This window comes from Limnothrix sp. CMB-01 (assembly GCF_055193175.1).
Genome location: NZ_CM143720.1, coordinates 2801650 through 2813525 on the forward strand (window position 1 = coordinate 2801650; position 11876 = coordinate 2813525).

Annotated in this window: 7 protein-coding genes; 3 read left to right on the forward strand and 4 right to left on the reverse strand. The window is 58.5% G+C overall.

All coding sequences use genetic code 11. The features are described 5' to 3' along the window. The first annotated feature begins 42 nt into the window (after nucleotides 1-42). On the forward strand, nucleotides 43-1077 hold the full coding sequence (pdhA, locus tag ACZA91_RS11735) for a pyruvate dehydrogenase (acetyl-transferring) E1 component subunit alpha (RefSeq protein ID WP_099532957.1): 1035 nt from the start codon (nucleotides 43-45) through the stop codon (nucleotides 1075-1077). 381 nt (nucleotides 1078-1458) lie between these two features. Then, nucleotides 1459-2973, forward strand: coding sequence for an ABC transporter substrate-binding protein (locus ACZA91_RS11740; protein WP_463182404.1), 1515 nt, complete (start codon nucleotides 1459-1461; stop codon nucleotides 2971-2973). Between the two features lie 31 nt (nucleotides 2974-3004). Here the strand turns inward: ACZA91_RS11740 and ACZA91_RS11745 are convergent, their stop codons facing one another. Beyond that, nucleotides 3005-3931: a metal ABC transporter permease gene (locus tag ACZA91_RS11745; protein WP_463186430.1), complete on the reverse strand. Its 927-nt coding sequence runs from the start codon at nucleotides 3929-3931 to the stop codon at nucleotides 3005-3007. 8 nt (nucleotides 3932-3939) lie between these two features. Beyond that, the gene (locus ACZA91_RS11750) at nucleotides 3940-4698 is read right to left on the reverse strand and encodes a metal ABC transporter ATP-binding protein (RefSeq protein ID WP_463182405.1); all 759 of its coding nucleotides are present in this window, start codon (nucleotides 4696-4698) and stop codon (nucleotides 3940-3942) included. Between the two features lie 268 nt (nucleotides 4699-4966). Between ACZA91_RS11750 and ACZA91_RS11755 the strand changes: the two genes are divergently transcribed. Beyond that, the gene (locus ACZA91_RS11755; protein ID WP_463182406.1) at nucleotides 4967-6106 is read left to right on the forward strand and encodes a metal ABC transporter solute-binding protein, Zn/Mn family; all 1140 of its coding nucleotides are present in this window, start codon (nucleotides 4967-4969) and stop codon (nucleotides 6104-6106) included. A 25-nt stretch (nucleotides 6107-6131) separates the two neighbouring features. Here the strand turns inward: ACZA91_RS11755 and ACZA91_RS11760 are convergent, their stop codons facing one another. Next, the gene (locus tag ACZA91_RS11760) at nucleotides 6132-8600 is read right to left on the reverse strand and encodes an ATP-binding protein (protein WP_099532943.1); all 2469 of its coding nucleotides are present in this window, start codon (nucleotides 8598-8600) and stop codon (nucleotides 6132-6134) included. Between the two features lie 737 nt (nucleotides 8601-9337). Beyond that, nucleotides 9338-11623: an HAD-IIB family hydrolase gene (locus tag ACZA91_RS11765; RefSeq protein ID WP_190528050.1), complete on the reverse strand. Its 2286-nt coding sequence runs from the start codon at nucleotides 11621-11623 to the stop codon at nucleotides 9338-9340. Nucleotides 11624-11876 lie beyond the last annotated feature (253 nt).

Below are 11876 nucleotides of genomic sequence, written 5' to 3' on the forward strand. Positions count from 1 at the left end.
TCTGAATTGACCGACTCAGCCCGCAACCCCAGCACCAGCGAAATGGTACAAGAACGCGTACTTCCCGCAACCCCGACCACCCGCGCCACCGTCACCCGCGAAGAAGGGCTTATGCTCTACGAAGACATGGTGCTGGGTCGCCTTTTTGAAGACAAGTGCGCCGAGATGTACTATCGCGGCAAAATGTTTGGCTTCGTTCACCTCTACAACGGCCAAGAAGCCGTTTCGACGGGGGTGATTCGGGCTTTGCGCCGCGATGCCAATGATTACGTGTGTAGCACCTACCGCGATCACGTTCATGCCCTGAGTGCTGGTGTGCCTGCCCGGGAAGTGATGTCAGAGCTGTTTGGTAAGGTGACGGGTTGCAGCAAGGGCCGTGGCGGTTCCATGCACTTGTTCTCGGAGCCGCACCGCCTGCTGGGGGGCTATGCCTTTGTGTCGGAAGGAATTCCGGTGGCAACGGGCGTGGCCTTCCAAAGCAAGTATCGACGAGAAGCCATGAATGACCCCAGTTCCGACGGGGTGACCGTTTGCTTCTTTGGGGACGGAGCCGCAAACAATGGCCAGTTCTTTGAATGCTTGAACATGGCGGCCCTTTGGAAGCTGCCGGTGATCTATGTCATTGAGAACAATAAATGGGCGATCGGGATGGCCCACGAACGGGCCACCTCGGTACCCGAAATCTACAAAAAAGGCCCCGCGTTTGGGATGCCCGGCGTAGAAGTGGACGGGATGGATGTGTTGGCGGTGCGCGGTGTGGCCCAAGAGGCGATCGCCCGGGCCCGCGCTGGTGAAGGCCCCACGGTCATTGAAGCCTTGACCTATCGTTTCCGGGGTCACTCCTTGGCCGATCCGGATGAACTGCGGGCGAAGGAAGAAAAGGAAGTTTGGGGTAAGCGAGATCCGATCACTCGCCTGGCCGATCACCTGCTTGGTGAAGGATTGGTGAAGGCGGAAGAACTGAAGGAGATCGATCGCCGGATCCAAGAGCATGTGAACGATGCGGTGAAATTTGCCCTCGACAGCCCTGAACCGGATCCCAAGGATCTGTACAAGTACATTTTTGCGGAAGATTAGGCTAGCCAGAACCGTCAAAGATCGAATGAACGGGCTAATCGAAAGCTAAGGCGATCGTCCGTCAGAAACCGCGAAATTCCGCATAAACTGGGGCAAAGGGTCATCCTTCCTGCCCCAGTTTTTGATCGGACAAATCCGACAAATCGGACAAACAGATCGCACAGATTTTCCGATCGAGCGATTGGCGCGAATGATTGAGCGAACCCATCGATCGAAGACTGGCAACAGCAATGGGGCAAAACAGAAATGGTCAAAACCAAGGACTGCCGGATCGGGTCATTGTTGATCGGGTCGTTGTTGATCGGGTCATTGTTTTGATTGATGGGCTGTGGGGTGACCTATTGATCCAGCCATCTTGATCCAGCCATCGCGGTTTTGCCCATGAGTCGTCGCTCCCAAGATGCCCCATTACTGATTACGGCTCTGTTCATGTCCTTGGCCCTGTTGGGTGGGGGCTATTGGTTGGTGCGATCGAACGGTCTTTTGGGCAACGAGGGCCAGACCCCGCCAACCGCTAATCCTCAAGGGGGGCCGGCCCCGTCCTTGAGCAGTGGTGAGCAGGTCTTGTTGGCAGACTCGCCCGATAAGTTGGCGGCGGCCGCGGCGGGGCAAGCTGGAGATCCAATCCAGGCGATCGCCCTGTTGCGCAAAAGTCTGCAACAGCGGCCCAACGATCCGGAAGCCCTGATTTATTTGAATAATTGGCTGGCGCGGGAGGCTCCGCAACGGACGATCGCCGTGGTTGTACCGGCGGCTAATTTGCCCGATGTGGCCAAGGAGTTGCTGCGGGGAGTGGCGCAGGCCCAAGCTCAATGGAACCAGGGCGATCGGGAGCGATCCGGCCCGAAACCTGCCTGGCAATTGCGAGTGGTGATTGCGGACGACAGCAACAACCCAGTCACCGCCAAGGCCGTGGCCGAAACCCTAGCGGCAGATCCTCGGGTGTTGGGGGTGGTGGGCCACTTCAGCTCCACCACTTCGCTGGCGGCGGCTGGGGTTTATCAACGGGCTGGGCTGCCGATGATTTCCCCTTCCAGCACGGCGGTGACCCTCAGTGGGTTGGGGGATGCGGTGTTGCGAACGGTTCCGAGCGATCGCCAGGCGGGACAGGCCCTGGCGATGGTGGCCCGTCAGCAATTGAAACTGGCGCGGGTCTCGGTGTTTTACAACCCCAAAAGCACTTACAGCCAATCCCTGAAAACGGAATTTGTGCAACAGTTCATGGCCGACGGCCAGGGCCAGGTGCAGTTGCAAGAGATGGGTTCCGAGCCGATCGATGCGCAACGGGCGATCGGTCAGGCCCAATCGTTCAACACGGAGGGCTTGGTGCTGTTTGGGGAACGCCAAAGCCAGGGTAGCGAAGGGTTAGTGCTTTTGGGCGATCGCTCGACGCTGCCGTCCGCTTTGGCGATCGTGGAAGCCAATCAAGGACGGCTGCCGGTGTTGGGGGGTGATTCAATTTATTCACTGGACTTGTTGAAGTTGGGAGCCAGTGCGCAGGGCACGATTCTGGCAATTCCTTGGCATCCGGATTTGCCCCAATCGCTGGATTTTGCCAAGGCCATGCGTCGTCGTTGGGGTGGGGATGTGAATTGGCGAACGGCGATGGCCTACGATGCGGCCCAGGCTTTGATTCAAGCAATTAATCAGGAAATTACTCAAAAACCCGACCAAAAACCGGTTTCTGGCAGCGATTTGAATGAAGCCCAAGACCCCACGCGATCGGCTGTGAAGGCTGCGTTGCATCGGCCAGACTTCCAAGCGGCGGGGTCTTCCGCCTCCGTGCGCTTTGCCAATACGGGCGATCGCTCATTGCCCCTGGTGTTGATCACAGTGCGGGAGGGCAATCGATCGGGAACGGGGTTTGATTTCCGACTGTTGAATCCTGGCCCCTAAGCGCCCGATTTTTGCCGATTTCTGTTGATTTCTAGGGATCGGTTCCGTCCGTGGATTCTGAGCCGATCGAGCTGGAATCGATCGAGCTGGAATCGATCGGGGCGTGGCCCGCGGCCTTGGCCCGCCAGCCTTGGAACAAAACCCCCTGACGCGGGCTAAACAACAGCGACAGCACAAAGAACCCGGAAGCCACCAGCACGATCGCCGGCCCCGAAGGCAAATTGAAAAAATAACTGAGATATAGCCCCGCCACGCTGGAGCAACAACCCAACAGGGCCCCTAGCCCCATCATTTGGTGGAGTCGAGGGACAAGCAAATAGGCTGTGGCTGGCGGCGTAATCAATAGGGCCAACACCAACACCACCCCCACCGCCTTCATGCTGGCCACGATCGTGATCGCGATCGCGGTGGTCAGCCCCCAATCGAGCCAACGGACGGGCAAGCCAGCCGCTTGGGCCCCGAGGCGATCGAACGTATAAAAGTGCAGTTCCTTGTAGCAAAGGGCGATCGCCCCGAGCACCAGCGCCGCCGCCAGCCCCGTATCCCACAGGTCACCGCTGGTCACCGCCAGGAGGTTGCCAAACAGGAAATGATTGAGATCGATTTTGTTGTCTTTTTGGATCGTGGTGATCAGCACAATCCCCAGGGCGAAAAAGGCCGAAAGGACAATGCCCATGGCCGCATCTTCCTTGAGGGGCGATCGATTGCGGATAAAGTCAATGGCCGCCGCGCTCACCAACCCAGCTACCAGGGCTCCTAGGAACAAGCTGCCACCCATGGCAAAGGCGATCGCTAAGCCCACCAACAGAGAATGGCTGATGGCATCGCCCAACAGGGCCATGCGCTGCACCAAAAGATAGCTGCCCGTGCAGGCACAAAGCAGGCCCACCACCACCGCCGCCACCAACGATCGCTGAAAAAAGGTGTATTGCAGCGGTTCCGCTAGGGCTTGCAGCAGCCCGTCCATTAGGCGGCCTCCTGGAAAAATTTCACCCGGCTGCCATAGGCCCGTTGCAAATTCAGGTCATTCAACACCGCCGCCCGATCGCCCGCGGCCACCAGTTGGCGATTGAGCAGCACCAAATCATCAAAATGGGTAATCGACTCGCCCAAGTCATGATTCACCACCATCACCACCTTGCCGTCTTGGGCCAGTTCCCGAAACAGGTCAAACAAGATAGCTTCATTGCGCCGATCGACCCCCACGAAGGGTTCATCAAAACAAAACACATCCGCTTCTTGGGCGATCGAGCGTGCCAAAAACACCCGCTGCTGTTGCCCTCCCGATAGCTGAGCGATCGGGCGATCGCGCAATTCCCACAGGCCCACCCGCTCCAGGGCCGCCCGGGCCGCTTGGCGGCTGGTGTTGGAAAAGGGCCGCAGCCAGCCCGTTTTGCGCGTTCGCCCCATCAACACCACATCCCAAACCGTGGCCGGGTAATCCAAATCCACCTGCGATCGTTGGGCCACATAGGCCACGCGATCGAGCTGTTGTTGCAAAGGGCGATCGCCATAGACCACCCGCCCCGCCGTGATCGGCACCAGGCCCAGCATGGCCTTCATCAGGGTGCTTTTGCCCGCCCCATTGGGCCCCACCACGCCCGTCAGCCGTCCGGGCTGGATGCGCAAACTCACATCCAGGAGCGCCTGCACGCCGCGATAGGCAGCATTTAAGTGGTCAATTTCGATCGCATGAGTGCTCATCATCATTGGAGTTGGGCCCATGGGCAAAAAAAGTCCAGATCAAATCGTGCGAAATGACCTGAACCCGATCTAGCAGCTACCTGCCTTTCACGATATCAAACCGAGAAAGATCATGAAAAGATTATGAATGCAATTATGAAATGATAATGAAAGTTAAGTCAAGCCCTCCCAGTGCTCTGATTGGGGCCAGGCTGCGGGCCCTTGGGCAAAAACACCGCGATCGGGCTGGGGTTGGCCCCGGTCTTGGACTGCTGACGGTGGCTTGATGATGGCAATGGAGAAACGGCACATGATTCGACCCTTAGAACCCCGAAAACCACGGCAGAAATTACCCCAGCAATTACCCCAGAAAGCACGCCAGAAATTACGCCAGCAATCACAACTGGCATCACTGCAAAAACACCACACAACCGGCCAGCCCTCGATCGGGCAGCGGGGCCCCGGTTTTTCTTGGGGGCGATGGCTGGGCAGTCTGGGGATTGGGGTCTTGCTGGTGAGCTGTGGGTTAGGAGAACGACCCAGTGGGCCCGATCGGCCCACGGTGGTGGTCACCAGCACGATTTTGACGGACTTAACCCAACGGGTGGCGGGTGATGAAGTGATCGTGAAAGGCTTGCTCCGACCCGGTGATGACCCCCACCTCTATGAACCCGTGCCGCGCGATACGGTGGCGATCGAGCGAGCAAATCGGATTTTTTACAATGGCTATAACCTGGAGCCGGGAATTATTAAGCTGATTCAATCTTCGGGACAGACGGCTAAGGCCGTGGCGATCGGGGAGCGAGTGCCGGCCCTCACCTTGACCGAGCAGGGGGCAACGGTTCCGGATCCCCATGTGTGGGGCAGTGCCCGCAATGGAATGGTGATGGTGATGGCGATTCGGGATGAATTAAGCAAGCTTTCCCCAGGCGATCGGGCGGAGTTTGTGGCCAATGCCGATCAGTTGTTGGGGGAACTCAAACAGCTTGATCAATGGATTGGTGTCCAAATTCAAACCATTCCCGCCGCCCAGCGACGACTGGTGACCACCCACGATGCTTTTCAGTACTATGCCCAGACCTATCGGATTCCGGTGCTCGGAACCCTGATTGGCATTAGCACTGAGGAGCAACCCAGCGCCCAAACCATGGCCCGGATGGCGGCGGCCATTCGCCAAGCCAAAGTGCCAGCAATTTTTGCAGAAACAACCATTAACCCGGCTTTGATTGAGACGGTGGCGGCGGAAAGTGGGGTCGCCCTGGCTCCCGACAAGCTCTATGCGGATTCGATCGGGGTGGCTGGGGGGCCGGCCGAGAGCTACGTGAAGATGTTGGCGCAAAATACGCGGGCGATCGTGCGGGCCTTGGGTGGGCACGATCGCCCCTTTGCGCCAAACCTTGCGCCCGCCAGCGCACCCACTCCCTCAAGCACCCCAGCCATGCCGCGTTAGGGCTGGTTGGCCAAACTGCAACCGCTCAGGTGCGGCAACTGGGCGGCAGGGGCAGCAACACCGGCAGCCGAATCACAAATTCTGTGCCCCATTCCGGGTCGGAAGTCCAGTCGATCGTGCCGCCGTGATTTTCCACCACAATTTGATAGGTGATGGACAGGCCCAAGCCCGTGCCGCGACCCACGGGCTTGGTGGTGAAGAAGGGATTAAACAGATGGGGGCGAATGTCGTCAGAAATCCCATAGCCCGAATCACGAATGGCAATTTCCGCGATCGATTGGGGGCCGTTGCTCAACAGGCGAGTGCTGATTTTCAAGATGGCGGGCCGATCGATCGACTCCATCGCGTCAATGGCATTGCCAATGAGGTTCATCAACACCTGGGCCATCTGCCCCCCATGGCAGGTCACCAGGGGCAATTCTCCCCGATCGATCTCCAATTGAATGCCTCCAAACCGCCCATTGGGTTCCAGTCGGTGGCGCAGGAGGGTGAGGGTTTCGTCCAAGCATTCGTGGAGATTGGTGGGTTTCATTCCTGCCCGATCGAGGCGAGCAAAGTTGCGCAGGGAAAGGACAATTTGCCGAATTCGCTCCGCTGCCAACCCCATGGCTTCTAGGAGTTTCGTGAAGTCTTGGCGAACAAAGGTTAAGTCAATGTCCCGCAACAGTTGGTCGATCGCCTCGTGGGCTTCGGGATAGGTCGATCGATAGGTGTCAATCACCCTCAGCAATTCCGCCAAATATTGCCGGGCATATTTCAAATTGCCATGGACAACGGCGATCGGGTTGTTGATTTCGTGGGCAATGCCGGCCACCATTTGCCCCAAGCTGGACATCTTTTCGCTTTGGAACAGTTGCATTTGGGTGGACTGCAACTCATCCAGGGCTTGGGCCAGGCGATCGGCCTGGTCGCGGGCTTGGCGGGCCTTGTCTTGGGCATCGGTGTAAAGGGCCGCTTGATCCAGGGCGATCGCCAATTGGTCGCACACCCCCCGCAACAGGCCCACCTCGCTTTCGCTCCAAATTCGATCGCCCCGATGCTCCACACAGGCCACCGCCCCCAAAAAGGTGGTGCGGCTGCCCTGAACCGGCAAAATCAACGCGGCCCCCGCCGACAGTTGCGCCAAAAATTCCTGCACCGTAATCGCCGCCGGCCGCACCACCTCATCGGTGCAAACAATTTCCCACTGCAACAGCAACGGCGCAACTCCCGCCGCCAAGCCATGTAACTGCTTGCCCACAAAGCTCGGTAGACCGCCCTGGGCCGACTCGGCCGCCACTTCCCAATAGGATTGCTCCAGGAAGGTCACATCCTTGTTCACCGGCCGGGGGCAATAGTTCAAAAACAAGCAGCGATCGACATGCAGCAGCGATCGAATCTCCTGCACCGCCGCTTGCAAAACCACTTCCACATCAAGGGATTGGCGAATTTGCCCCGCCAACCGAAACAGCAGCGCCTCCCGCCGCGACATCAGCGCCTCGCGGGCCCAGGCTCGGTCAATGGCCATGGCCAAGACGCTGGCAATCCAACCCAGGGCCCCATGTTCCGCCGACACCATGGGCCGCCGCCCAAACAGGGCCATCACCCCCACCAATTGGTCATCCACAATCAGGGGATAGCCCGCAAAGGCCACAACCTGCTCACTGTCGAGCCAATCGCGGGCCTCAAAGTTGGGGTCGGTGGCGGTGCAGTTGGTCAGGTAGGGTTGGCGACTTTGGGCGATCGCCCCCACCAGGGAAGCCCCGATCGGGATATAGGTGGGAAATTCCGCCACCAGGGAATGTTGACCGGCTGAGGCTCGCAACTCCAGCAACCGCGCCTCCCGGTTATAGGTCCAAACCCGCACAAAGGGCACTTGCAGGGCCCCGGCGATCGTTTGGGTGCAACGTTGCAACACTTCCGACAGCGATCCCCCAGAAGCAAGGGCCGCCCCCACCTCCGCCTCCAACTTGGACAGCCGGGCCCGTTCAATCAACACCCGATCGGCCAAGCGCCGTTCCGTGATGTCGTGGCAGTTCACCACAATGCCGCGCACGGCCGAATCGTCCAGCAGATTGGTGGTGACCGCATCAAAAAAACGCCAAGAGCCGTCCCCATGGCGCACGCGATAATCCGACAGCCTTTGACTCACGCCGGGTTGGGCCAGGGCCGCCGCGATCGTGCCTTGGACGGCGGGCAAATCTACCGGATGCACGAAGTTTTCGACCGGTTGCCCCACGGTTTCAGCGGAGGTGTAGCCCAAAATGCCCTCGGTGGAGGGACTGACGTAGCGAAAAATTCCGCAACTGTCCAAAATCACTACAATATCCGTGGCTTTTTCAATCAGAGACTGAAAATTGACCTGATGCTCATCAAAGCTCACGGCCCGGTAGGGGGGAGCCGAATCGGCCTCCGGGTGCAGAGCAATGCTCGCGTCAGGTTCTGACCGAGACGGTGGGGTCGATGGTGAGGTCGATCCAGCAGGAGATGAGGCGGTGCTGAACGGGTCGGTCATGGGGCTAGGCAACAGGACTTCTCGAAGGCAGGATGACGGATCCCCAGGGGCGATCGCACGGGACGATCAACGCTTCCCATACGTTAACAACAGTCTGAAAGGACGGCCTGAATTATTTTGGGAAGAATTGCTTTGGGAAGAATGACTTTGGAAAGTCCGTCGGGAATGATTGGGGGACTGGGTTGAAGCTGAGGAGACTGGGGCCAGCGGCTTGTGGGCATGACTCCAGGGCAATAGAGGCACAAGCGAATGGGGCAGGGCAGCACGCGATCGGCCATGGTGCAAGAGGCTTGGTTTGAGCAAGCGACAATTCCCTCAGCACAGACTAACTGAGATTACCCGGACGCTGCCGCAGAAAGTCCCGATTTCAAGGTTTTGATTCGCTCCCTGAAGCCCACCGGATTAGAGATGCGAAATTTAGAGATGCGAACAGAGATGCAAACTGACATCTAGGCCGAACCCACCAACCGATCGACTAGCCGATCGACCAGCCGATTGATCAGCCGATCTATAAAACAGAAAACAAAACAGATGCGGGCTAAGCAGCCTCGCCAGGATGGGACTGCTGAACCCGCATGGATGTTGTTGGAGTTGCCCGATCCCTCATGATTTGAGCATGAGACCCTGCTAGCTTCCGTCGCAACGATCACGCTTCGGAGACCAACCAGCGCCCGATCGAGCACTGAATTATGGGAAGGATCGGTTTGGGGATGTGACTTGGTTGTCGCCCATTAGGCTCAAGACAGGGCCCGCTGCAAGGTTGACTGTTTGGGGCCACCGGGGCGATCGCCTGCGATCGAGCTGCTACCGAAACGGGCGATCGGGCTGGGATACACCAACGGGGACGGAGGCCGATCGCCAAAGCCAGGAATTTGGTAATGGGCCAACCCTTCCAAAATGCCCCAAGCGTAGTGCCCTCCGGCAAAGTAGATGTTTGGATGAGTGCGCAGCCGATCGAGTTCGCGACTGTGGTTCCCCACCACCACGGCCCGGGTGTTGCCCCGCAGCATGGAAACATCATTGCCCGAATCGCCCGCCACCAGCAGGTTTTTGATCAAAAATCCCCACTTCAGAGCGCAGTAGCGAAGGGCATCGCCCTTGGAGGCACGCCAGGGCAAAATGTCTAAATATTGCCCGTGAGAGCTAATCAGCCGGACATTTAGCCCCTGACGGCGCAGATATTGGCGAATTTGGCGAACTTGGGGCGCAATTTGCGGATCAATCCAATAGCTGATCTTGTGCGATCGCTGGTTGGCAGCGGGCTGCAACACCAGGCCTTCCATGTCGTTCAAGGCGTTGCGGATGGCGTTCGGTTGCCAATTGTGGCTGATGTATTGTCGCCAACGGGTGTCGGGAACCAGGTCGGGGCCGTAGTGAATTTCGCTGCCAACGGCCGTGATCAACACATCCGGGAGCGGGATTTGCCAATCTTGCAGGGTTTCGAGGGCGCTGGGCAGGGTGCGCCCGGTGGCCACACCAAACCCGATCGCCCGATCGTCCACCAGCAACTGGGCCAAGAGCTGATCCAGTCCTTCGCGATCGCCAATCAGGGTGTTGTCAATGTCGGAAATGAACAGATGTTCTGCCCGAATCAGCGGATTCGTGGAAACCTCCCGCCGCTGGCGATGGGCCGGGGTGGTGACGCTGAGGGCGCTGCCCACATGCAAGGCCTTGGGTTGTAACAGTTGCCGAATCTGTTGCAGATATTTTTCCGTATGGGCTTCCCAGGAAAAGGTGCGTCGCACGCCTGCCAAACCTTGCTCAGACCACTGTTGCCAACGATCGGGCTGGGTCAAGGCTTGGTAAAGGGCCGATCGAATTTGGTCAAGGTTCAGCGGATCCACCAACTGCCCGTTGGCACAGGCCGCCAGAATATCGCGCGGGCCGCCGTCATTGGTGGCCACCACCGGCAAACCGCTGGCCGCCGCCTCAATCAACGTTAAGCCAAAGGGTTCCGTCAGGGCCGGATTAATGAACACGCCCCGAGTTTGGGTGGCCAGGCGATATAAATCCGCCACGTCGGTGCTTTGGTGTTGCTTGGGATAGGCCACCTTGCCGTAGAGATCGTAGCGATCGATCAACAGCATCAGTTCCGTCATCACCTGCCTGGGGCCCGGCTCCATGGCTGCAATGTCCGTTCGGCTGCCCAGCACCAACACCAGGTTGGCCAGGGATTGCAATTCCGGCGACTCGCCATAGGCCTGCACCAAACTGGCCACATTCTTGCGCCGCTCCGCCCGCGACAGGGCCAGGATCATCGGCTTTTGCGGCTCGGTGAGGAATCGATCGAGCTGGGTTTGGATCGGTGGGGTGGGCCATTGGGCCGGCGGTGGATAAAACTGCTGCAGCTCCGTGCCCGGCGGAATCACCACCATCCGATCGGGCTGGTAATTGTCATAAACCTGATATTGCTCCTGCACTTCCTGTTGTGTGCTGGCCACAATCAAGCTGGCACTGGCCAGGGTGACTTCCTCCGCTTCAATGCGGGTGTTGAAGTGGAACTGCTCCTCCAGGGCGGCCGGTTTGCTGCCTTGCTCCAACATCCGCTGCAACTTCACCCGCCCCAGTGAATGGCCCGTATGTACCAGGGGCACCCCCAGCCACCCGGCCACCCGGGATCCCACATAGCCCGCATCGGCGTAGTGACTGTGAATCAAATCCGGCGTGCGGCCCACCGTGCGCAGGTAGCGCAAGACTTCATCGGCAAAGATATCGAGATGGGGCCAAAGTACCTCCTTGCGCAGATAGCGACGCGGCCCGGCCGGCAGCCGAACGATTTGCGATTTGGGGCTGAGGGGTTCAATGGGCTGGGCATAGTCGGCGCTCACTTTCGGGTCTTGGATGCGGCGAGTGATGAGATCGACCCGATCAATTTCTGGACGCTGGGCAAGCGATCGCGCCAGCTCCACCACGTACTTGGTTTGACCACCCGTATCAGCATCGCGGCCCAGTTCCAAATTGCTGCCCCGCAGCAAGCCGTGAATGCTAATGGTGACGATATACAGGTTTTTCAAGTCAGTCATGGTTCTGTTGGAATCCTCCATGAACAGCCCGTTCTTCAGCGATGGGTAATGACCAATGACCCTCGGGATGCTGAATCGAGCCTTGAGTAACTCGGCAACTGACGGTGAAACGACTGGTTGAACGACCGGCCGAAACGTGCCGCTCGGCCTCTCCAGCATAACCAGCGAATTTTGAGTAGCTTGGAGGGGTTACCCGAACCTCAAATTGCCCAGCGATCGGTTAAGCACCGGCCACAAGGCGATAGATTTCCGC

Bases quoted from the DNA above. Each gene is read 5' to 3' on its own strand.
- ACZA91_RS11760 (WP_099532943.1), bottom strand. From the start codon at position 8,600: ATGACCGACCCGTTCAGCACCGCCTCATCTCCTGCTGGATCGACCTCA.
- ACZA91_RS11765 (WP_190528050.1), bottom strand. From the start codon at position 11,623: ATGACTGACTTGAAAAACCTGTATATCGTCACCATTAGCATTCACGGC.
- pdhA (WP_099532957.1), top strand. From the start codon at position 43: ATGGTACAAGAACGCGTACTTCCCGCAACCCCGACCACCCGCGCCACC.
- ACZA91_RS11750 (WP_463182405.1), bottom strand. From the start codon at position 4,698: ATGGGCCCAACTCCAATGATGATGAGCACTCATGCGATCGAAATTGAC.
- ACZA91_RS11755 (WP_463182406.1), top strand. From the start codon at position 4,967: ATGATTCGACCCTTAGAACCCCGAAAACCACGGCAGAAATTACCCCAG.
- ACZA91_RS11740 (WP_463182404.1), top strand. From the start codon at position 1,459: ATGAGTCGTCGCTCCCAAGATGCCCCATTACTGATTACGGCTCTGTTC.